General features: G+C 67.4%; 22 protein-coding genes. 4 read left to right on the plus strand and 18 right to left on the minus strand.

Going from position 1 to position 22,259, the window contains the following annotated elements:
• From Q4F73_RS04290 to pgl, 3 genes are all read left to right on the plus strand, one after another.
• On the plus strand, positions 1-795 hold a 795-nt coding region (locus tag Q4F73_RS04290), incomplete at its 5' end, for a glucose-6-phosphate dehydrogenase (protein WP_303358123.1).
• Between the two features lie 16 nt (positions 796-811).
• Positions 812-1,762 (plus strand): glucose-6-phosphate dehydrogenase assembly protein OpcA, encoded by a 951-nt coding sequence (locus Q4F73_RS04295; protein ID WP_303358124.1) that lies wholly within the window; start codon positions 812-814, stop codon positions 1,760-1,762.
• Positions 1,740-2,474 (plus strand): 6-phosphogluconolactonase, encoded by a 735-nt coding sequence (pgl, locus tag Q4F73_RS04300; protein ID WP_303358125.1) that lies wholly within the window; start codon positions 1,740-1,742, stop codon positions 2,472-2,474. The genes Q4F73_RS04295 and pgl overlap by 23 nt, the downstream gene beginning before the upstream one ends.
• An 8-nt stretch (positions 2,475-2,482) precedes the next feature.
• On the opposite strand, the gene Q4F73_RS04305 is transcribed toward pgl, so the two are convergent.
• From Q4F73_RS04305 to Q4F73_RS04385, 18 genes are all read right to left on the minus strand, one after another.
• Positions 2,483-2,860 (minus strand): hypothetical protein, encoded by a 378-nt coding sequence (locus Q4F73_RS04305; RefSeq protein ID WP_303358126.1) that lies wholly within the window; start codon positions 2,858-2,860, stop codon positions 2,483-2,485.
• 825 nt (positions 2,861-3,685) lie between these two features.
• Positions 3,686-3,853: a pyridoxine 5'-phosphate oxidase C-terminal domain-containing protein gene (locus tag Q4F73_RS12510; RefSeq protein ID WP_368660514.1), complete on the minus strand. Its 168-nt coding sequence runs from the start codon at positions 3,851-3,853 to the stop codon at positions 3,686-3,688.
• A gap of 133 nt (positions 3,854-3,986) precedes the next feature.
• Complete coding sequence (secG, locus tag Q4F73_RS04310; RefSeq protein ID WP_303358127.1) at positions 3,987-4,223, minus strand: preprotein translocase subunit SecG; 237 nt, start codon at positions 4,221-4,223, stop codon at positions 3,987-3,989.
• Between the two features lie 21 nt (positions 4,224-4,244).
• Positions 4,245-7,016 (minus strand): phosphoenolpyruvate carboxylase, encoded by a 2,772-nt coding sequence (gene ppc, locus Q4F73_RS04315; RefSeq protein WP_303358150.1) that lies wholly within the window; start codon positions 7,014-7,016, stop codon positions 4,245-4,247.
• A gap of 119 nt (positions 7,017-7,135) precedes the next feature.
• On the minus strand, positions 7,136-7,915 hold the full coding sequence (gene tpiA, locus Q4F73_RS04320; protein ID WP_303358128.1) for a triose-phosphate isomerase: 780 nt from the start codon (positions 7,913-7,915) through the stop codon (positions 7,136-7,138).
• A gap of 30 nt (positions 7,916-7,945) precedes the next feature.
• On the minus strand, positions 7,946-9,163 hold the full coding sequence (gene pgk, locus Q4F73_RS04325) for a phosphoglycerate kinase (protein WP_303358129.1): 1,218 nt from the start codon (positions 9,161-9,163) through the stop codon (positions 7,946-7,948).
• Between the two features lie 151 nt (positions 9,164-9,314).
• Positions 9,315-10,319 carry a type I glyceraldehyde-3-phosphate dehydrogenase gene (gap, locus tag Q4F73_RS04330; RefSeq protein ID WP_303358130.1) on the minus strand — a complete coding sequence of 335 codons (1,005 nt, stop codon included), beginning with the start codon at positions 10,317-10,319 and terminating at the stop codon, positions 9,315-9,317.
• A 288-nt stretch (positions 10,320-10,607) separates the two neighbouring features.
• A complete protein-coding gene (gene whiA, locus Q4F73_RS04335; RefSeq protein ID WP_303358131.1) occupies positions 10,608-11,591 on the minus strand; it encodes a DNA-binding protein WhiA in 984 nt (327 codons plus the stop codon).
• A gap of 43 nt (positions 11,592-11,634) precedes the next feature.
• On the minus strand, positions 11,635-12,594 hold the full coding sequence (gene yvcK / locus Q4F73_RS04340) for a uridine diphosphate-N-acetylglucosamine-binding protein YvcK (RefSeq protein ID WP_303358132.1): 960 nt from the start codon (positions 12,592-12,594) through the stop codon (positions 11,635-11,637).
• A 30-nt stretch (positions 12,595-12,624) separates the two neighbouring features.
• Positions 12,625-13,518 carry an RNase adapter RapZ gene (rapZ, locus tag Q4F73_RS04345; RefSeq protein ID WP_303358133.1) on the minus strand — a complete coding sequence of 298 codons (894 nt, stop codon included), beginning with the start codon at positions 13,516-13,518 and terminating at the stop codon, positions 12,625-12,627.
• The gene (uvrC, locus tag Q4F73_RS04350; protein WP_303358134.1) at positions 13,515-15,548 is read right to left on the minus strand and encodes an excinuclease ABC subunit UvrC; all 2,034 of its coding nucleotides are present in this window, start codon (positions 15,546-15,548) and stop codon (positions 13,515-13,517) included. The genes rapZ and uvrC overlap by 4 nt, the downstream gene beginning before the upstream one ends.
• 2 nt (positions 15,549-15,550) lie before the next feature.
• Entirely contained in the window at positions 15,551-16,081 is a 531-nt protein-coding gene (locus tag Q4F73_RS04355) for a PH domain-containing protein (RefSeq protein WP_303358135.1), read from the minus strand.
• Positions 16,082-16,091: 10 nt separating this feature from the next.
• The gene (gene ribH / locus Q4F73_RS04360; protein WP_303358136.1) at positions 16,092-16,577 is read right to left on the minus strand and encodes a 6,7-dimethyl-8-ribityllumazine synthase; all 486 of its coding nucleotides are present in this window, start codon (positions 16,575-16,577) and stop codon (positions 16,092-16,094) included.
• Positions 16,574-17,845, minus strand: a complete 1,272-nt coding sequence (locus Q4F73_RS04365; RefSeq protein ID WP_303358137.1) for a bifunctional 3,4-dihydroxy-2-butanone-4-phosphate synthase/GTP cyclohydrolase II — start codon at positions 17,843-17,845, stop codon at positions 16,574-16,576. Before Q4F73_RS04365 ends, ribH begins: the two co-directional genes overlap by 4 nt.
• 11 nt (positions 17,846-17,856) lie before the next feature.
• The gene (locus tag Q4F73_RS04370; RefSeq protein WP_303358138.1) at positions 17,857-18,477 is read right to left on the minus strand and encodes a riboflavin synthase; all 621 of its coding nucleotides are present in this window, start codon (positions 18,475-18,477) and stop codon (positions 17,857-17,859) included.
• 5 nt (positions 18,478-18,482) lie between these two features.
• Positions 18,483-19,472, minus strand: a complete 990-nt coding sequence (gene ribD, locus Q4F73_RS04375; protein ID WP_303358139.1) for a bifunctional diaminohydroxyphosphoribosylaminopyrimidine deaminase/5-amino-6-(5-phosphoribosylamino)uracil reductase RibD — start codon at positions 19,470-19,472, stop codon at positions 18,483-18,485.
• Positions 19,473-20,135 (minus strand): ribulose-phosphate 3-epimerase, encoded by a 663-nt coding sequence (gene rpe, locus Q4F73_RS04380; protein WP_303358140.1) that lies wholly within the window; start codon positions 20,133-20,135, stop codon positions 19,473-19,475. It abuts the gene before it with no gap.
• A 15-nt stretch (positions 20,136-20,150) separates the two neighbouring features.
• Positions 20,151-20,957, minus strand: a complete 807-nt coding sequence (locus Q4F73_RS04385) for a DUF4349 domain-containing protein (protein WP_303358141.1) — start codon at positions 20,955-20,957, stop codon at positions 20,151-20,153.
• 164 nt (positions 20,958-21,121) lie between these two features.
• On the opposite strand from Q4F73_RS04385, the gene Q4F73_RS04390 reads away from it, so the two are divergent.
• A complete protein-coding gene (locus tag Q4F73_RS04390) occupies positions 21,122-22,255 on the plus strand; it encodes a hypothetical protein (protein WP_303358142.1) in 1,134 nt (377 codons plus the stop codon).
• Positions 22,256-22,259 lie beyond the last annotated feature (4 nt).

The following is a 22,259-nucleotide window of genomic DNA, read 5'->3' on the forward strand; positions in this document are numbered from 1 at the left end:
CGCGCGGGCTACTACGACGGCATCGGCGCCGCCCGCGACGTCATCCAGAACCACCTGCTCCAGCTGCTGGCGCTGGTGGCCATGGAGGAGCCCATCGCCTTCGACCCGGCCGAACTCCAGGCGGAGAAGGTCAAGGTCCTGCGCGCCACCAACCCGGTGTATCCGTTGAACAAGACCACCGCGCGCGGCCAGTACGCCGCCGGCTGGCAGGGCTCCCACAAGGTCAAGGGTCTGCGGGAGGAGGAGGGCTTCGACCCCGACTCCACCACCGAGACCTACGCCGCCTGCACCCTGGAGATCAACTCCCGCCGCTGGGCGGGCGTGCCCTTCTACCTGCGTACCGGCAAGCGCCTCGGCCGCCGCGTGACGGAGATCGCGCTGGTGTTCAAGCGCGCCCCGCACCAGCCCTTCCACGACGGGCAGACCTCCTCGCTGGGGCAGAACGCCATCGTCATCCGCGTCCAGCCGGACGAGGGTGTGCTCATGCGCTTCGGTTCCAAGGTGCCCGGTTCGGCGATGGAGGTCCGTGACGTCAACATGGACTTCTCCTACGCCGAGGCCTTCACCGAGGCCTCCCCGGAGGCCTACGAGCGGCTCATCCTCGATGCGCTTCTCGACGAATCCTCCCTCTTCCCCACCAACGAGGAGGTGGAGCTGTCCTGGGCCATCCTCGACCCGATCCTGGAGTTCTGGGCCGAGAAGGGACAGCCCGACGAGTACGAGTCCGGCACCTGGGGCCCGGCCAGCGCCGACCGCATGCTGGAGCGCACCGGCCGCTCGTGGCGTCGCCCCTAACCTCGAAAGGACCGACATGAAGATTCAACTGCCGGACACCCACACCCGCCGCATCGCCGCCAGCCTTCTCGAGGCCCGCGAGAACAACTCCCAGACCACCGGCCGCGTGCTCACGTTGGTCGTCGTCGCCGCCTTCGACGATGATGTCGACCACATCATCAACGTCACGCGCGACGCCTCCCACGAGCACCCGGCCCGTGTGCTGGTCCTGCTCACCGGTGATGAGGACGAGGCCTCGCGTCTTGACGCCGAGGTGCGCGTCGGCGGTCACGCCGGCGCCTCGGAAATGGTCATCATGCGTATCACCGGCGAAATGGTCAACCACCTCGCCGCGGTGGTCACTCCCCTGCTGCTGCCCGACACCCCGGTTGTCGCCTGGTGGCCGACCACCGCCCCGTCCAACCCTTCGGAGCACCCTCTGGGCCGCCTGGCACAGCGGCGTATCACCAACGCCGACCACCCCGCAGGCCGGGCGGTGCTGGCGCGCCTGCGCTCCACCTACGCCCCGGGTGACTCGGACATGGTGTGGTCGAAGATCACCGCCTGGCGCGGTATCGTCGCCTCCTCCCTCGACCGGCACCCGCACGAGGAGGTCGAGGCGGCGGTGCTCACCGGCCCCGCCGACGAACCCCAGATAGACGTCGCCGCAGGTTGGTTGGCCGACCGGCTCGGTGTTCCTGTCTCCCGCGAAGTGTGCGAGCCCGGCGATGATGAGCGACTTTTCCCCATTCGCTCACTGCGGTTCGACCGGGCCTCCGGGCCGGTGGAGATCGAGGTCATCGATCATCGGACGATCCGCGTCAGCATGCCGGGGCGGCCCGAGTCGCTGGTGGCCATGCACGATCGTTCCGACGCCGACTGCCTCTCCGAGGAACTGCGCCATCTCGACCCCGACATCGCCTACGCCCACGCTCTGCGCGGTCTCACGCGCGTGAAAGGAATCAATGGTCACGCTCCGTCGTCCTGACACCCTGTCCACCCTCCTCGACCAGGCTGCGACGTCGCTTATCGACGTCGTCTCCTCCCTCCAGGCCACCGGCACCGGCTGCCACGGCGACGGCGTTGCTCGCCTCGTGCTCACCGGCGGCGGGGCCGGCATCGGCCTACTGGAGCGGATCCGCGAGATCGAGGACGCCGATCCCCGCGTTGACTGGACACGAGTCCACGTCTTCTTCGGCGATGAGCGCAATGTGCCCGTCGGCCACGAGGACTCCAACGAGGGCCAGGCCCGCGACGCGCTGCTCAGCCACGTCGACATCCCCGAGGTAAACATCCACGGCTTCGGTCTTAACGGCGGTGACATGGAGGCCGCAGCACACGCCTACGAGGCCACCATCGCAGAGGTCGCGCCGCAGGGCTTCGATATCCACCTGCTCGGCATGGGCTACGAGGGCCACATCAACTCCCTGTTCCCCCACACCGACGCCGTCCGCGAGAACGAGCGCCTCGTCATCGCCGTGACCGATTCGCCGAAGCCGCCTGCTGAGCGCGTGACCCTGACGCTGCCGGCCGTACGCCGCGCCGAACGGGTGTGGCTGCTGGTCTCCGGCGAGGACAAGGCGCAGGCCGCCAAGGCCATCGTCGACCGTGCCGACCCCGAGGACTGGCCCGCTGCGGGTGCCGAGGGCACCGCCGACACCGTCCTCTACCTCGCGGACGACGCGGCTACCGCTCTGTGATCACCCGCTCACGGATCCAAGAACTGACAAGCCCAGAACGGAGCTATTGATCCGGAACCGTCGCTGACGAGGTCGTCCCAGAAGAAATACCGCCAGATGACGCACAATCCCAGGTGAAACAGAGCGATCACAAAGAAGGAAAAGAAGCTCACTAGTGCTGCGAGCCCCAGAATCATCCTTCGCTGTACCAGCGCCACGATAAGCGCAAAGCCAACCGTGACGACATTGATGATGGGGCCGGACACACTAGTGAACTGCGTTAGATCTTCGACGCTCACACCCAGCGCGTGCGCCGGAGTAACGGCCCTGAGATAGGTCAATATGACGTTAAGCGCCAGTCCGACCCAGGCGATAAAGAGGGCTTTGCGAGACTGCAATGCCTGCAAGATCTCATTCCCTCCCTGCTGACATAGTTTCCATCGATTGGCTCATCACCCGCGAGTTTGAATGTTAAGCGTATTGCTAGAAGCCGCAACCGTGGGCTCTCGGAACAGCTATGATTGCAGCTTCAAGATAAGCACGACCCTGCGTACCCCACGGATATTGCGGCCTAATGATACGGAGGTTCTGCACGAACCTAAAATCGCAATCACATATCGCGGTACCCTGCTGTATGCAAATATCATGGTTCATGCATGCGCGATCCAGGGAGTCGACGGGCTCACCCGGTCCCCATTGGTTTGGCCCACACCAGCGCCCGTAATTCAAGGTACCAGGCTGCCACCCCTGAGGGCTTATCTCAGTACCAACCACTCCGATCAAGTGGTTTCGAATGACGCCAATCCGGATGATTTCAGGATCGACTCCATCAGCCCGTGCGGTTACGTCGTCGAAGACTCCTCGATGATCAAGCGAGAAATCGAGATGTTCCTCGATAGCTCTCTTGATTTCATATTCCGAAGGACCATCAGAGATGATTGTCTGGGCTTCAATCGAATCCTCTTGCTCAAGCAGTATGCTGTCGTGGACGTCTGGGGTCGGGCTGCTGGGAGTGACAGAATGGGCCATCGTTGATGGCACAACGAAAAGGATTGCCAATACTGCGACAACGATCTTGCGAAAACTATTCACTAGGCACTCTTTCGGAGGGAAACTAGGACGCTTTACGGTTCAATTAAGAACCTATCCGTCCCAGAGTGATTCTGGATCGCAAGCTACACGAAGTTCACGCCAAGTCGACCAAGAATTAACCTGACAGCACGATAACGCGGTTACAGCTCTCTGATCACACGCTGGTGCCGACGGTCGGTCGAGCCCTGCCAGAACTCGATCCGCTCGGGCACCAGCCGCCACAGGCGCCACCGGGTGTACGGCAATCTGGCGGCCCTTCCGGCTCGAGGCGGTGGAAGCGAAGGCGTAGCCACTGTCGTCGGGGACACCGTCCTCCCCCACCGTCGACAAGCTCTCCCGGAGGGGCTCCGGTGAGGGTGGGCAGATCACGGAGTTGGTCCATGGCGCCAGCCCAAAACGAAAAAAGACGCCCCCCGAAGGGGGCGTCGATAAGCGCGGAACCTAGCCGCCGTAGGCCTGGATGAGATTGAGGGCCACGATGCAGGCGATCCAGATGATGGCCATGACGATGGTGTAGCGGTCGAGGTTCTTCTCCACGATCGTGGAACCGGAGAGGTTCGACTGCACGCCGCCGCCGAACAGGCTCGACAGGCCGCCACCCTTGCCCTTGTGCAGCAGAACGAACACCGTCATGAGCACAGCGGTGAGCACGAGGACGATCTGAAGAGCAAGAGTCATGACGAACATCCTACAACAGGACTAACCGGAATTGCGCAGCGCGGTGGCGAGTCCATTCATGGTCAGCTGGATGCCGCGGGAGACGGCCTGGCGGGCGTCGCCGGCGCGGTGGCGGCGCAGCATCTCCAGCTGGATGATGTTGAGCGGCAGCAGATACGGGAAGCGGCGGCGCACGGAACGCGCCAGGGCCGGGTTGTCGGCGAGCAGCTCCTCGCTGCCGGATACCTCGAAGAACATGGCGCGGGTGAGCTCGAACTCCTCGGTGATGACCCCGTGAATGCGCTGGGCTACGTCGCGGTCGTCGATGAGCCGCGCATACAACTCCGCCAGTTCCATGCCGGCCTTAGACATGACCTGCGCCATGTTGGACATGATGGAGGTGAAAAACGGCCAGGACTCGTAGAGATCCCGCAGCTCCGCGATACGGTCGTCGCGATCCGCGCCCTCCCCGATCCACTCGGCCAAGGCGGTGCCGACGCCGAACCAGCCCGGCAACAGGACGCGCGACTGGGACCAGGCGAGCACCCAGGGGATGGCGCGGAGATCGTCGACGCCCTTGGTCTGCTTCCGGGCCGTGGGCCTGGAGCCGATGTTGAGGGAGCCGATCTCGTGCAGCGGCGTGGACTGGGTGAAGTACGGGATGAAGCCCGGGTCTTCGTGGACCAGCTCGGAGTACTTGCGGCGCGAAATGGCGGCCAGCTCGCCCATGATCTGCGTGGCACGCGCGCGATCGTCGAGATCGTCGACGGTGAGCAGGCTCGCCTCCAGCGTCGCGGAGACCAGGGCCTCCAGATTGCGGCGGGCGGCCCGGGGGGAACCGTACTTGGCGGAGATGATCTCGCCTTGTTCGGTGATGCGCACGGAACCGTCGACGGCCCCCTGCGGCTGGGCGAGGATGGCGTCGTAGGAGGGGCCGCCACCGCGACCGACGGTGCCGCCACGCCCGTGGAACAGGCGCAGTCGCACATTGTGCTCGCGGCCGACCTTCACCAGCTCGGTCTCGGCGTCGTAGAGCGCCCAGTTCGCGGCGAAGTAGCCACCGTCCTTGTTGGAGTCGGAGTAGCCGAGCATGATCTCCTGGATGTCCCCGCGCTGCTGGAGGTAGGCGCGGTAGAGCGGCAGGTCCCACAGCTGGCGGAGGATGCCGGCTCCGGCCTCGAGATCGTCGATGGTCTCGAACAGCGGGATGATGTCGACGCTGCCGGTCGGGCCATGGCCGTTGGCGCGGATGAGGCCCACCTCCTTGAGCAGGACCATCGGCTCGAGGATGTCGCTGACGGACTGGGCCATGGAGATGATCTGGTGCGGGATCATCTGCTCGCCGAAGCGCTCGACGGACAGCGCCGCCTGGGAGATGAGGTCGAGCTCGCGCTGGGTCGCCTCGCTAAAGCCCCGGTAGCCGCGCGGGACGAGCGGGCGCGGGGTCTGCAGCTCACGGACGAGCAGCTCGACCTTCTCCTCCTCGCGGAGGGCGTCGTAGTTGGGGTGGACGTGGGCGGTGGCGAAGACCTCGGTGAGGACGTTCTCGAAGCTCTCCGAGTTCTGGCGCAGATCAATCGAGTACAGGTGGAAACCGAAGGAGGAGATCGCCGCCCGGATCGTGCTGAGGCGGTCGTCGGCGATGATCTCGTCCTGGGAGGCCCGCAGGGAGGTGTCGATGACCTTGAGGTCGGCGTCGAACTCCGCCGGATCCGTGTACGGCTCGTGCGCGCGGTGCCAGGTGCCCTCGACGGCTTCCTCCCCGATGAGGTGGGCGGTGGTGGCCAGGATGCGGCCGCGGACGCCGTGGACGGCACGGCGGTAGGGCTCGTCGACACGCGAGGGGACGTCGTTGTGTCCCTTGCCGGCCAGCGCGACCAGTTCCACGGTGACCGACGTCATCCGGTCCGAGAGGCTGAGCTCATGCTCCAGGGCGTGGAGCTGCTGGACGTAGTACTTGAGGACGGTCTGGGCGGCGCGTCGAGAAGCATAATCCAAGGTGGCGGCGGTGACGAAGGGGTTGCCGTCATGATCACCGCCGATCCAGGAACCGGGGCGCACGATCGCCTTGCCGTCACTGCCCTGCAGATCGGCGCCGAATCGGTCGCTGAGGGAATCATGCACGTGGCGGTTGAGCGCCGGGATCTCCTTGAGCAGGGAGAGGGTGTAGTAGCGCAGTCCGACCTCGATCTCGTCCTCGATGCGGGGGCGGGCCTGGCGGATGAGCGCGGTCTGCCACAGGATGGTCATGCGGCGGCGGATGTTGCGCTCCACCTCGGCGAGGCGGGCCTCAGTGCGGGCGGTCTCATCGGCGTCCTGGATGGCGTGGCGGGCCAGCATGAGGTCCGTGATGTGCTTCTGCGCGTCGAAGACAGTGCGCCGACGAGTCTCCGTCGGGTGCGCCGTGAGCACCGGCGCAACCAGGGCGGCGGACATCGACTTCTCGATCGCCTGCGCGCTCACCTCTGCCTCGTCGAACTTCTCCCACGTCGCGTCGAGGGTGGAGTCCGGGGCGCCACCCTCGTCGAGAATGCGCTCGCGGTTGAAGTCGTCGTGGATGTCCTCCGCCAGGTTCGCCATGAGGGCGAAGTGGCTGAAGGCCCGCACGACCGGGGTCGCCTTCTCCGGGTCGATGTTGCGGAACAGTTCGACGAGCACCTCCAGGCTGGCGTTGCCCTTCGCCACCTCGAAAGCCTGCTGGCGGGCGTGCTCGACGAGGTTGAACACGTCCTCACCCTCCTGCTCCGCGATGACCTGGCCGAGAATACGGCCCAGGTAGCGGATGTCTTCCTGCAGATGATCGCGGACGGTCATGAGTTTCCCTTCGTCGAACGGATGCCTCACCATCATGGCGTATCGCGCTCCCAAGTGCCCACTTATCGACGAAACAGCCCCCGCCGCTGACGCGATGGGGGCTGAAGGGTGGTGACGGTTTAGACGGCCGAAGCGGCGGCGGCCGCCAGCTTGGCGAAATCCTCGCCGTCGAGGGAGGCGCCACCGACGAGGCCACCGTCCACGTCGGGCTGGCCGACGATCTCGGCGACGGAGTCGGCCTTGACGGAGCCACCGTAGAGGATGCGCATGCCGTCGGCGACGTCATCGCCGGCCAGTTCACGGATGAGCCCGCGGATGGCGGCGCAGACTTCCTGGGCGTCGGCCGCGGAGGCGACCTTGCCGGTGCCGATGGCCCACACGGGCTCGTAGGCGATGACGGTGTTGCCCAGGTCCTCGGTGGACAGGCCGTCCAGGGAGGCGCGGGTCTGTTCGACGACGTAGTCGACGTGGGTGCCGGCCTCGCGGATCTCCAGCGGCTCACCGACGCACACGATCGGGTGCATGCCGTGCTTAAGGGTGATCGCGGCCTTGGCGGCGACCAGCTCGTCGGACTCGTTGTGGTACTCGCGGCGCTCGGAGTGGCCGACGACGACCCAGGTGCAGCCGAGCTTGGCCAGCATCTGGGCGGAGACCTCACCGGTGTAGGCGCCGGACTCGTGCCGGGAGACATCCTGGGCACCGTAGGTGACCTGCAGCTTGTCACCGTCGACGAGGGTCTGCACGGAGCGGATGTCGGTGAACGGGACGGTGACGGCGACGTCGACCTTCTCGTAGTAGTCCTTCGGCAGGGCGAAGTCGAGCTTCTGCACGGTGGCGATGGCCTGGTGGTGGTCCAGGTTCATCTTCCAGTTGCCGGCGATGAGCGGGGTGCGTGCCATAGGGGTGGCACTCCTTTCGGGAGAGTGTGTTTAGCGGTCGAGGACGGAGACGCCCGGCAGTTCCTTGCCCTCGAGGAACTCGAGGGAGGCACCGCCACCGGTGGAGATGTGGGAGAAGCCGTCCTCGTTGAGACCGAGCACGCGGACGGAGGCGGCGGAGTCGCCGCCACCGACGACGGAGAAGGAGTCGTTGTTGGCGGTGGCGTCGATGATCGCCTGGGCCACGCCTTCGGTGCCCTTGGAGAAGGGCTCCATCTCGAAGACACCCATCGGGCCGTTCCAGAAGACGGTCTTGGAGGTGGCGAGGACGTCGGCGAACTTCTGCACGGACTCCGGGCCGATGTCCGGGGACAGCCAACCCTCCGGGATCTCGTCGAGGGCGACGACCTTGTGCTCGGCGTCGGCGGAGAACTCGGCGGCGGCGACGAGGTCGACCGGCAGCACGATCTTGTCGCCGAAGCGCTCGAGGAGGTCCTTGCAGGTGTCGATCATCTCCTCCTGCAGCAGGGACTTCTGGGTGTTGTAGCCCTGGGCGTTGAGGAAGGTGTAGCACATGCCGCCACCGATGATGATCTTGTCGGCCTTGCCGGCGAGGGCCTCGATAACGCCGAGCTTGTCGGAGACCTTGGAGCCGCCGAGAATGACCACGTACGGGGACTCGGGGTTGGTGGCGGTCTTGTCCAGGACGGAGATCTCCTTCTCCACCAGGGTGCCGGCGTAGGCCGGGAGGCGCTTGGCCACATCGTAGACGGAGGCCTGCGCGCGGTGGACGACGCCGAAGCCGTCGGAGACGAAGGCGCCGTTGTCGGCGGCGAGGGCGGCGAGCTCATCGGCGAAGGCGCCGCGCTCGGCCTCGTCCTTGGAGGTCTCGCGGGCGTCGAAACGCACGTTCTCCAGGAGCAGGACATCGCCCTCGGTGAGGCCGTTGGCGCGCTCGTGCGCGTCCTCGCCGGTGACGTCGGAGGCCAGGGCCACATACTGGCCGAGAGCCTCGGACAGTGCCTCGGCGACCGGGGCCAGGGAGTACTTGGCGTTGACCTCACCCTTCGGGCGGCCCAGGTGAGCCATGACGATGACCTTGGCGCCACCCTCGACGAGCGCCTTGAGGGTCGGCAGGGAGGCGGTGATGCGGCCCGCGTCGGTGATCTCACCGGCATCGTTGAGCGGGACGTTGAAGTCGGAGCGGACGAGGATGTGGCGGCCGTCGACGCCCTCGTCGAGCAGGTCCTGCAGGGTCTTCACGGTCATGGCGTACTCCTTGACTGGGGTCTGTGAGGGGAGAAAAGGGCGGCTGACAAAGGAAGGCGGCCCGACGTGTGCCGAGGCACACCCCGGGCCGCAGGGTCACACTCCCCCGGCCTCAGCCGTGGGGCCGGAGGGAATGCGAGGGGGTCGAACTCTAGAGCTTCTCAGCGACCATCTCGGTGATGCGGAGCAGCTGGCAGGTGTAGCCCCACTCGTTGTCGTACCAGGCGACAACCTTGACCTGGTCGCCGATGACCTTGGTCAGGCCGGCGTCGAAGATGGAGCCGTGCGGGTCGGTGATGATGTCGGTGGAGACGATCGGGTCCTCGGTGTAGGCGAGGGTCTCACCGAACTCACCGGTGGCGGCCTCCTTGATGATGGCGTTGACCTCCTCGACGGTGGTCTCGCGGCCGGCGGTGAAGGTGAGGTCGGTGGCGGAGCCGGTGATGGTCGGCACGCGCAGGGCGTAGCCGTCCAGCTTGCCCTTGAGCTGCGGCAGGACCAGGGAGACGGCCTTGGCGGCACCGGTGGAGGTGGGCACGATGTTGACGGCGGCGGCGCGGGCGCGGCGCAGGTCCTTGTGCGGGGCGTCGTGCAGACGCTGGTCACCGGTGTAGGCGTGGATGGTGGTCATGAGGCCGCGCTCGATGCCGAGCTTCTCGTCCAGGACCTTGGCCATCGGGGCCAGGCAGTTGGTGGTGCAGGAGGCGGCGGAGATGACGGTGTGGTTCTCCGGGTCGTAGTCCTCGTGGTTGACGCCGTAGACGAAGGTGGCGTCCTCGTTCTTCGCCGGAGCGGAGATGATGACCTTCTTGGCACCGGCCTCGATGTGGGCCTTGGCTGCCTCGGCGTCGGTGAAGAAGCCGGTGGACTCGATGACGATGTCCACGTTGTGGGCGGCCCAGTCGAGGTTCTTCGGGTCGCGCTCGGCGGACACGGCGATGGTCTTGCCGTCGTAGGTGATGGAGTCATCGTCGAAGGAGACCTCACCCGGGAGCTTGCCCAGGATGGAGTCGTACTTCAGCAGGGTCGACAGGGTCTTGTTGTCGGTGAGGTCGTTGACCGCGACGATCTCGACGGCCTCGCTGCGCTCCAGGACGGCGCGGTAGAAGTTACGGCCGATGCGGCCGAAGCCGTTGATGCCTACGCGGATGGTCACAATAATCTCCTCGGGATTGAGTACACGTCTGGATGCGACCGCACTGTCCGTTCATGATGACTGCGGATCACGGTCCATCACCGACAAGTTTAGCGCCACTCTCCGCCGCCTGCAGAGGCCAAACAGACAGACTCGGACTTTCCGGCAGCACCCGCACCCGCCACAACCACGGCACCGCGAGCTTTCTTGACGAAACTCGTTGTCAACGCCCCGCCCCCGTCTCCCGTACGCCCTGCGCACGGCACGAAAACCGCCTCCGCCCCACCCCCGAATGGAGCGGGACCGAGGTCAGGCCCCGTCGAGGATGTCGTCGGTGACGGCTTCGTTGGTGTCCGGGATGCCCAGTTCCTCGGCGCGCTTGTCCGCCATGGACAGCAGCCGCCGGATACGACCGGCGACCGCGTCCTTGGTCATCTGCGGGTCAGCCAGACGCCCCAGTTCCTCCAGGGATGCCTGCCGGTGCTGGACGCGCAGCTGACCGGCCTCGGCGAGGTGCTCGGGCACATCGTCGCCGAGAATCTGCATGGCTCGCTCGACGCGGGCGGCGGCGGCCACGGCGGCGCGGGCGGAGCGCCGCAGGTTGGCGTCATCGAAGTTCGCCAGGCGGTTGGCGGTGGACCGGACCTCGCGGCGCAGCCGCTTGTCCTCCCACTCGAGGCGGATCTGCTGGGCCCCCATGCGGGTGAGCAGCGCCCCGATGGCATCGCCGTCGCGGATGATCACCCGGTCCGCGCCCCGGGTCTCCCGGGTCTTGGCGGTGATGCCCAGGCGGCGGGCGGCCCCCACCAGCGCCAGGGCGGCCTCCTGGCAGGGGCAGGTCACCTCGAGCGCGGAGGAGCGCCCCGGCTCCGTCAGGGATCCCTGGGCGAGAAACGCCCCCCGCCAGGCGGCTTCATTGTCGGCGACGGTGCCGGAGATCACCTGCGGCGGCAGACCCACCACCGGGTGCCCGGAGCGGGTGACCAGTCCCAGGCGCCGGGCCAGGTCCTCGGTGCCGTCGGTGACGCGCAGCAGATGGCGGGAGCTTTTCGACGCCCCGCCCGGGCTGATGGTGTGCTCGTGGACCTCCACGCCGTAGAGCTCCGTGAGGGAATCTGCGAGGCGGCGGGCCACATCAGCGGAGTCGAGTTCAGCCTCCAGGACCACTCTCCCGGCAACAACGTGCATGTGCCCGGAGAATCGGAGGAGCGCGGCCGTTTCCGCCGCGCGTGCCGACTGGCGGGTCACCGCCACCTGCGTGAGCTCGTCTTTGACTCGTGCTGTCAACGCCACAGTCGCGTCCGCCTTTCTTTCTTCTTCGAACGTCCGGACCAGTCTAGACGCCGTCGGACATCAGTGAAGACAGCGCTGCGGAGAGCTTGGAGGGGTCATGCTTGTTGGTGGCCTGCCCGTCGGCGTCGACGGTACGCAGATCCTCATAGACCACCTCGGCGCCCAACCCGGCGGCCGCGCGGGCCAGGAAGGTCCGCTCCGCGGTGGTGCGGATGGAGCCGGAATCGACGAGGACCCGGTCGATCCGCAGCGAGGGGGCGTGCTGGCTGAGCATGTGGATGTGGCGCTCCGAGGAGAATCCGTGGGTCTCCCCCAGCTCAGCGGAGAGGTTGAGCACCACCACCTTCAGCGCGGAGGTCTCGTTGAGGGCCTCCACGATCCCGGGCACCAGAAGGTGCGGGATGACGGAGGAGAACCAGGAACCCGGTCCCAGAGTGACCATGCTGGCGTTGCGGATCGCCTCCACCGCCACCGGGCTGGGTTCCGGATGGTCCGGGATGAGTCGCACGCGGCGCACGGTGCCGGGCGTGGAGGCCACCGCCACCTGGCCGCGGACGGGGCGGATGACGCGTGGGTCGTCGTCAAGCCCGGCCACCTCGGCCTCGATGTCGAGAGGCTGATTGCACACGGGGACCACCCGACCGTGGGAGCGCGTGAGCTCCGCGACCTTGTCCAGGGCGGCCTGGAAGCTGCCGAGGACGTTGGTGAGGCCGACGATGAGCAGGTTGCCCATGGCGTGCCCGGCCATGGCCCCGGTCCCGCCGAAACGGTGCTGGAGGGTCTGGGCCCACAGCTGCCCGTCGACGTCCTCCCGGGCCAGCGCCGACAACGCCATACGCAGGTCACCGGGCGGGATGATCTCCATCTCGCGGCGGAGCCGGCCGGAGGAGCCGCCGTCATCGGCGACCGTGACGACGGCGGTGATAGACGACGGCTCACTCAGACGGGCCGCCACGAGGGTCTGATAGAGGCCGTGGCCGCCTCCCATAGACGTGATGTGCATGGTGTTACTCCGTGTTAATCCCGGGAAGAATCAGCTGGTGGCGATGTCGCGGTGCATGACGTTGACGTCCAGGCCCTCGAACCGGGACAGGCGGCGACCCAGCTCCTCGGAGACGGCGACGGAGCGATGGTGTCCGCCCGTGCAGCCGACGGCGACGGTGATGAAGTTCTTGCCCTCGTGGCGGTAGCCGTCGAGCATCGACTCGAACATCGCGACGAAACGGTCGAGAAACTCCTCCGCCCCCTTGCGGGAGAGGACGTAGTCACTGACCGGCTCATCGGTGCCGCGGAATCCGCGCAGCTCGGGCACCCAGTAGGGATTGGGCAGGAAGCGGACGTCGATCATGAGGTCGGCGTCACGGGGGGCGCCGTTTTTGAACCCGAAGGACTCGACGGTGACGTGCTGACGGTTGTGCGCCATGGTGCCGAACGAGGCCTCGATGGCGCGACGCAGGTCGTGCACCGACAGGCTGGAGGTGTCGATGATGATGTCCGACATCTCCTTGATGGGGTTGGTGATCTCCCGCTCGCGGTCGATGCCCACCTGCAGGGACTGGTCCTCCTGCAGCGGATGGGTGCGTCGCACGCTGTCGAAGCGCCGGATGAGGATGTCATCGCGCGCGTCCATGAACAGCACCGTCGGGGACAGGTCCCGCTTCTCCAGGTCCTGCAGGACATCCTTGAGCGAACCGCCGAAATCACGTGTCCGCACATCAGTGAGGAAGGCGACCTTCTCCACGGGCGGATCCTGCGCCAGCGACTGCTCGAGGAAGGAGCCGATGAGTGTCGGCGGCAGGTTCTGGGCGACGAAGAAACCCTTGTCCTCGAGCACCTTCGCCGCGGAACTGAGACCTCCGCCGGACATGCCGGTGATGAGGACGGGGGGCGTCGAAAAGCGGGACGGCGCGGAAGGAGACGGGGTCATGGGGCCATAGTATCGCGGGCGTCGGAATGCAGGTGGTGGAACACGGATGCCGCCAGCTTGGGACCGAATCCCTTCACCTCGGCGATCTCCTCCACGGAGGCCGCCTTGAGCTTTTTCACGGAGCCGAAGTGCTTGACCAGCTCCGTCCGGCGGGTGGCCCCCAGCCCCGGCACTCCGTCGAGTTCGGAGACCCGCATTCGCTTGGAACGCTGCTGGCGGTGATAGGTGATGGCGAAACGGTGGGCCTCGTCGCGGATCTGCTGCAGGAGGAACAGACCCTGCGAGGAGCGCGGCAGGATGAGGGGGTCGGACTCCCCCGGCACCCAGATCTCCTCGAGGCGCTTGGCCAGGCCGATGAGGGTGACGTCGACGATGCCGAGGTCGTCGAAGACCTTCTGCGCGGCGTTGACCTGGGGCAACCCGCCATCGACGATGAACAGATTCGGCGGGTAGGCGAAACGGCGGGCATCGGTGGAGTACTCCTCCACCTTCTCGTCCGCGAAGGTCTGGGCCTCGGTCTCCTCGTCCGGGACGGCGAGTTTGTCCTGGTTGTGGCGCAGGAAACGGCGTCGGGTGATCTCCGCGATGGAGGCGACGTCGTCGGAGTGTCCGTCGCCGGCCGCCTCCTTGACCCGGTAGCGGCGGTAGTCGGCCTTGCGGGGCAGTCCGTCCTCGAAGACAACGAGGGAGGCGACGACGTCGGTGCCCTGGATGTGGGAGATGTCCGTGCACTCGATGCGCAGCGGCGCCTCCTCCAGGCCGAGGACCTCCTGGATGTCCTGCAGGGCCGCCGAGCGGGCGGTGAGGTCACCGACGCGCTTGAGCTTGTGCTGGCGCAGGGCGTCCTTGGCGTTGCGCTCGACGTTTTCCATCAGTGCCCGTTTGTCGCCGCGTTGCGGGATACGCAGATCCACCTGGGCCCCGCGGAGCTCACTGAGCAGGGTCACCACCTCGGTGGCCTCCTCCGGCAGGTGCTGGACGAGGATCTCGCGCGGCACCACGGCGCCGGGCTTCGGCGGCTGGGTGGAGTACTGGTCCACCCCGCGGCGGGTGATGGAGGCGGCTTCGTCGGCGGCGTCGATAAGCGCGCGCTCGACGGCGTCGGAGTAGAACTGGATGAGGAAGTCGCGCATGAGGGCCTCGATGGGTTCCTCGGTGCGCTCGACGACCCAGCCGCGCTGGCCGCGGATGCGGCCTGAGCGGACGTGGAAGATCTGCACGGCGGCCTCGAGGTCGTCCGAGTGGACGGCGATGAGGTCGGCGTCGGTGGCGTCGCCGAGGACGACGGCCTGCTGCTCCATCACCTTGGTGACAGCCCCCAGGTCATCGCGCAGTCGGGCGGCGCGTTCGAACTCGAGGTCCTCCGCGGCCCGCTCCATCTCCCGGGTGAGCTGGCGGACGACCTGGTCGGTGTGCCCGGCCATGAAGGAGACGAATCCGTCGACGATCTCCCGGTGCTCCTCCGAGCTGACGCGGCCCACGCACGGGGCGGAGCACTTGTCGATGTAGCCGAGCAGGCAGGGCCGGCCCAGTTTCTCGTGGCGGTTGTACACGCCCTTCGAACAGGTACGCACCGGGAACACACGGGTGAGCAGGTCGAGGGTCTCCCGCACGGCCCAGGCGTGGGAGTAGGGGCCGAAGTAGCGCACCCCGCGGCGGCGTGGGCCCCGGTAGAAGAAGGCGCGCGGGATGTCCTCGCCGGTGGACACCGCCAGCAGCGGGTAGGTCTTGTCGTCGCGGTACTTGACGTTGAAGCGGGGATCGAAGCGCTTGATCCACGTGTACTCCAGCTGGAGGGCCTCCACCTCGGAGCTGACCACCGTCCACTCCACGGAGGCCGCGGTGAACACCATCTGGCGGGTGCGCGGATGCAGGCCGGTGACGTCCTGGAAGTAGTTGGACAGCCGCGCCCGCAGGCTGTTGGCCTTGCCGACGTAGATGACCCGGCGGTTCTCGTCGCGGAAACGGTAGACGCCCGGCTCCGTGGGGATGGTTCCCGGGGCCGGGCGGTACGTGCTGGGATCAGCCATGATCAGTCCTGCGGCATGTACTTGGCCTCGAGCTCACGGAACGTCGAGACAGCCTGCACCACGGCCGCGCCGTCGGAGGCCTGCATGGCCCACATCGGGATGTACTCGAACTCGGGCAGCTCCAGGCGCGCCATGCGGGCACCCTGCGGGAAGAACAAACCGTAGGCGACGGTCCACGGGTAGAAACGGGTGCCGATGATGTTGCGGATCTCCACCCCGTCCTCGTTGGCGCGCACGCGCGGGCGGGTGAACGCCAGATAGGCGAGGATGGAGATGACCACGCCGACCAGGGGGAACGCCAGCTGATCGATGAAGGAGATCGAGGCGCCCGTGAACTCCAGGTCGAGGAAGTACCCCATGAAGATGTGCACGGCCATGACCACGAGAATGCAGATCCACGCCAGACGCTTGAGAGACGGGGAACGCACCTCCAGCTCCCACGGCTTCGTGGAGGTCATCGCGTGCGGATCGAGGGCGGCGTAGTAGGCCAGCTCCTCGTCGGTCAGCTTCCGGGAGGTGTTGTTGTCACTCACGCTCAACAGTCTAACCCTCCCGCCGGCGCAGTCCCCGCAGGGTGAGGGCAGCGTCGAGGGCGGCGACCATGGCCTCCGCCCCCTTGTCTTCCACCGAGCCCTCGAAGCCCGCGCGGTCACGGGCCTGCTGCTCGTCGTTGGTGGTCAGCACCCCGTTGGCGATGGGCGTCGACTCGTCCAGCGCGATGCGGGTCAGGCCTTCGGTGACGGAATCGCAGACGTAGTCGAAGTGCGGGGTCCCACCCCGGATGACGCAACCGAGCGCCACGACCGCGTCGTGGGTGCGCGCGAGCTCCTGGACGACGACGGGCAGCTCGAGAGCGCCCATGACGTGCGCCTCCGAGAGCTTATCGACGCCCGCCTCCCGCGCCGCAGCCACCGCATTGCGGCGCATTTGCTCGCAGATCTCGGTGTTCCAGCGGGCGGTGACGACTGCGACGGACAGGCCGGAGGCGTCGAGGCGGTCGTCCAGGACGGGCAGGCCTTCCTTGCTCATGAGTCTGCTCCTTCGTGGGTGCGCTCCCAGTCGTCCACGGCGGGCAGGTCATGGCCCATGCGGTCGCGCTTGGTGCGCAGGTAGCGGATGTTGTCGGAGTTCGGTTCCACCGGGATGGAGGTGCGCCCGGTGATCTCTGCGCCGTACCCCTGCAGGGCGGCGCACTTGGTCGGGTTGTTGGTCAGCAGCGACAGCGTGTCGACGCCCAGATCCCGCAGAATCTGACCCGCCGCGGAGTACTCCCGGGCATCCGCCGGCAGCCCCTGCTCGAGGTTGGCATCGACGGTGTCCAGCCCGAGGTCCTGCAGGCGGTAGGCCTCCAGCTTGGCCATGAGCCCGATGCCGCGTCCCTCGTGGCCCCGCAGGTAGATGATGACGCCGCGGCCGGCCTGCTGCACCATGCGCATGGACTCGTGGAGCTGGGGGCCGCAGTCACAGCGACGGGAGGCGAACACGTCGCCGGTCAGGCACTCCGAGTGGACGCGGACGAGCACGTCCGGCCCGGAGACATCGCCGACAGTCAGGGCGACGAACTCGGTGCCGTCGATCGCGTGGCGGTAGCCGTGCAGGTCGAACTCACCGAATTCGGTGGGCATCCGGGTCTCCACGAGGCGTTCGACCTGGGACTCGGTGCGGCGGCGGTAGTCGATGAGCTGCTCGATGGAGATCATCGTCAGCCCGTGGGTGTCGGCGAAACGCCGCAGCTCCGGCCCGCGCGCCATGTCGGTGGGGTCCTCCTCGGAGACGACCTCGCACAGCACGCCGGCGGGACGCAGCCCGGCCAGTCGCGCCAGGTCGACTGCGGCCTCGGTGTGGCCGTCGCGGGCCAGCACTCCCCCCTCGACGGCCCGCAGCGGCACGACGTGCCCGGGGCGGGTGAAGTCGTGGCGGGTGGTGGTCGGGTTGGCCAGGCGCTGGATGGTCTCGCAGCGGGAGATGGCCGAGATTCCGGTGGTGCCGGTGTTGGCGTCCACCGTGACGGTGTAGGCGGTGTGGCGGGCGTCCTCGTTCTGGGCCACCATCGGCGGCAGATCGAGGCGGTCACAGTCCGCGTTGGTCAGGGGGGCGCAGATGTAGCCGGAGCTGTAGCGGACCATGAACGCGACGAGTTCCGGGGTGGCCAGTTCGGCGGCGAAGATGAGGTCGCCTTCGTTCTCCCGGTCCTCGTCGTCCACGACGACGACCATCTTGCCGGCGGCGATGTCGGCGATGGCGTCCTCGACCGGGTCGAGGCGCAGGCGATCGGAGTCCACAGTTACATCAGTCACGGCTGTCAACCTTAGCGCTCTCGCGTGGTGGCGCCGCCGTCGACCCTGTCGCCGAGCATCTTCTCCACGTACTTGGCCAGCACGTCGACCTCGATGTTGACGATGTCACCCTCGCGCAGTTCCCCGTGCGTGGTCTCCTCCAGGGTGGTGGGGATGAGGGAGACCTCGAAGAAGTCCTCCCCCACCGCGGAGACAGTCAGCGAGGTGCCGTTGACGGCGATCGAGCCCTTTTCCACGACGTAACGCGCGAGCGAAGGATCGAGTGAGAAGCGCAGCACGTCCCAGTGCTCCGAGGAGGTGCGGGTGAGCAGCCGGGCGGTGCCGTCGACGTGTCCCTGCATGATGTGCCCTCCGAGGCGGGCCCCGGCGGCCAGGGCGCGTTCCAGGTTGACCCGCGAGCCCACCTCCAGCTGGCCGAGGCCGGTGCGGTCGAGCGATTCCTGCATGACGTCGGCGGTGAACTGCGTCGGGGAATGCTCCACGACGGTCAGGCAGACGCCGTTGACGGCGATGGAATCGCCGAAGGTGGCGTCGGTGAGCACCTTCCGGGCGCCGATGGTCAGCCGCAGGGCGTCCCCCTGCGGCTCCAGCTTATCGACGCTACCGATCTCCTCCACCAGTCCAGTGAACACCTTGTCTAGTCCTTTCGGGTCATCTCTAGTAGAACGTCATCGCCCAGCGGGGTGATGCGCGGGGTGCCGAAACGCACGGCGTCGTCGATGGTCAGGCCCACCGCCTCGGCGAGCACACCGCGGCCCTGCCCGAGCAGGGTCGGCGCAACATAGGCCTGGATGTGGTCGACCAGTCCCGCCGCCAGGAATCCGGAGGCCAGCTGGGCCCCGCCCTCGACGAGCACGTCGCGGGCACCGGATTCCCACAGCTGCCACAGGGCGTCGGGGATGCCGCGGTACTGCTCGAATCCGAGCCGATGCAGATTGGTGGCCTGCCCGGTCAGTGCCCGACCGCCGATGACCACCCGCCGCGGCTGGGTGGGCAACTCCCGCCCGCCCTCGCGGGCGGTGAGCGAGGGGTTGTCGGCGATGGCGGTACCGGTGCCGATGATGATGGCGTCGCGCCTGCTCCGGTCGCGGTGGACGTGGCGGCGGGCCTGTTCACCGGTGATCCACTGGCTGGACCCGTCGAGCGCCGCGGTGAAACCATCCAGCGTCTGGGCGAACTTCAGGGTCACCGACGGGCGGTTGCGGCGTACCGCGGTCAGCCACGGAATCAGTGCCGCGACCTCGTGGTCGAGGCACTCGACGACCACCCCGTGCTCGCGCAGAAACTCCGCGCCACCGCTGGCCTGCCGGTTCGGGTCGGGCTGGCAGTAGTAGACGGTGTCGATGCCGGCGTCGATAAGCGCCTGCGCACAGGGCCCCGTACGACCCTGATGATTGCAGGGCTCGAGGGTGACCACGGCGGTGCCGCCCTGCGCGCGGTCGCCGGCCTCGCGCAGGGCCATGACCTCAGCGTGCGCTCCGCCGGCCGGTTGCGTGGCACCGCGGCCGACGAGCACCCCGGTGCGGTCGAGGATCGCGGCGCCGACCGGTGGGTTGGGGCTGGTGTGTCCGCGCACGCTTTCGCCCTGGCTGATCGCGGCGGCCAGGGCCGTGCCGATGTCCTCCATCTACACCGTGGCCAGGCGGCGCAGGGTGTCGACGGCCGCCGCCGGGTCCTCCTTGCCGTAGACCGCGGATCCCGCGACATAGGCATCGCACCCGGCCTCGGCGGCCTGTTCGATGGTCTTCTCGGAGATGCCGCCGTCGATCTCGATGAGCGTGGTCAGGCGATTGTTGTCGATGGCCTCGCGCAGGGTACGGACCTTCTCCAGCTGATCGGGCATGAAGGACTGCCCGCCGAAACCCGGCTCAACGGACATGACGAGCACGAGGTCGAAGAAGCGCAGATCCGCCAGGTAGGGCTCGATCGGGGTGCCCGGCTTGAGCGAGAAACCGGCCTTGACGCCCTTCGATTTCAGGTACTTGGCCAGGCCGACGTGGTCGTCGGTGGCCTCGACGTGGAAGATGACGCAGTCGGCGCCCGCGTCGATGTAGTGGTCGACCCACTCCTCCGGGTTCTCGATCATGAGGTGCACGTCGAGGTGCTGGTCGGTGATCGTGTCCACCGTCTTCGTGATGTCCGGGCCGAAGGAGAGGTTGGGGACGAAGTGGCCGTCCATGATGTCCACGTGGATCCAGTCCGCATTGCTGACGGCGCGGACCTCCTCGCCGAGCCTCGAGAAATCAGCCGCGAGAATGCTGGGTGCGATGATCGGAGATGCCATGGCCACGAGTGTACGCGCCGTTCAGGCGTCGGACTCAGGGTCCGAGGTCCTCCGCCTCCGCCGCAGGACGGCGAGGACGACAGCGAGCACCAGGCCGATGACGACCAGCCAGGGCAGCACTCCGACGGCGACGATGACCAGCGTCTCCACCGACGTGAGGAACGCGTCCCACATCCGCTCGCCGACACCCGGCGGCTGGTGGCCGTCATCGTCGACGGTGAAGGTGACCGTCAGCGTCGACATGGTCACCTGATCCACCAGGTGGTCGAGCTGGGCGGTGAGGGAGTCCAGCTCCGCCTGGCGTTGCGTGAGCATCTCCTCGGCGCGCAGGAGATCCTCGACCGAGTCCGCGCCCGTCATGAGCTCCGTGAGGCGATCTACCGACCCGCGCAGCGCCTCCTGCCGGGCCTGCAGATCAACGCGCTCGCGGGTGACGTCGGTGGCCTGCGTCGACTGAGAGACCACCTCCCCGTAGTCCGCGAGCGTATCGACGACCGCCTCGTACCTCTCCGCCGGGATCCGCACCGTGACCTCCGCCCGCGGGTGGCCGCCCCGGGTGCCGGCCTCCGACATCTCGACCCGACCTCCCTCGGAGCGGACGGCAGCGGAGAAGTCCGCCGCTGCGGACTCGGGCTCCCCGGTCCGCACGGAGGCGGTGCCGCGGGTGATGACATCGGTGCTTGTCGACGCCCCGTCCTCCGCCACCGCGGGCATGGCCCGCTCCACTGCCTGATCCCCCGAGCTCGGGGAGTCACCGGCGCAGGCGCTGACCAGCAGCGCGACAAGGAGCAGGAGGGTGGCTACCGCGGTGTGCCTCATGTGCCTCATGTGCCACAGCCTAGGCGGCGGAAGCGGACGAGGATAGCGCATGCCGGGAATCCGGGGTGCCGGGAGGCGGGTGGTTATCCACAGGTCGTGCCGAGGGCCCACGTTATCCACAGGGTGCGCGTTGTGGCGCTGCAGGCGCTGACCGCGCGTGCTGTGGTGGGGGCATGACCTACCACCGGACCGCAACCTTGACCCTGACCGGGGCAGCGCGCCCCTTCCACCGCACCCTCACCTTCCGCTCGGACCTGACAGGCGATGAGGTGCTCGACCGTCTGTGCCTGACACTCGGCCGCTTCCCCACCCCGGACGCCCTGCTGCGGGTGGGAGACACCTACTGGGCGCGGGAGGCCTATCACTTCGACCATCCCGACTTGAGCGACACGTTCATCACCAGACCCCTGCCCGCGGACCTGCGAGAGATGGAGTTCCTCCTCCACCGCACCGACGGATGGATCTTCCACGTGGAGTTCTCCGACGACGCCGACCTGCCCTGGCTGTCCCAGGACGACCTCCCCCCGGTCGTCGTCCGCGACACCACCCCGTTGCTGCCCGGACCGAAACTGCGCCTGGCCGAATACAACGCGGTGACACTCGCCCACGACAATCTCCCCCTCCCGCCGGACCTGGAGAGGATGATCGTCGTCGACGCGCTCGAGGGGCTCATGACGCCGGAGGTCACCGACATCGAGACGGCGATGGCGCTCTACACCACCCTGCGGGAGCAGGGCCGCCAGGCGGAGCTGCCCCGTCACCTCCGCTTCCTCACCCAGGTGCCCGACCGGGAGATTCTCTTCGATCTGCTGGACATGGCCGTGTCCGATCGTCCCCCACGCGTGACCAAGGCGGGTTATCTGCCGGTTGCGGTGGTCCGGGCGCTGGCCGAGAAATTCCCCGCCCTCTATCCGCCGCAGAGCACCTACCGCTACAGCTACGCGCACCGCATCGGCACCGCCCGGGAGGCCACCACCCTCACGAGTGTGCTCGCGGTCGGCGAGGCCGCCGGGCTGCTTGTGGTGGAACCGGGTGAGAATCTGCAGGCCACGGACTTCGGACGGCAGCTTCTCGACGGCGGCGCGGACACCTACCCCGAACTCCAGTCACGGTTGCTGCGGGCCTGGATCACCCAACCCGCGCCCCAGATCCCGGCCGAACCAGGCGGCCGGCGCCTCACCTTCCAGGAGTACCTCGAGCGACAGCCCACTGTGAACCGGGCCATCGACGAGGACGCCTACGGCCGGGTGCTCGCCCGCCCCCGTCCCCCGCAGCCCCCCGTTCCGGAGGATCTGGTCCCCTTCTGAGCAC

It is taken from the genome of Corynebacterium sp. (genome assembly GCF_030535495.1).
Lineage (GTDB): Bacteria > Actinomycetota > Actinomycetes > Mycobacteriales > Mycobacteriaceae > Corynebacterium.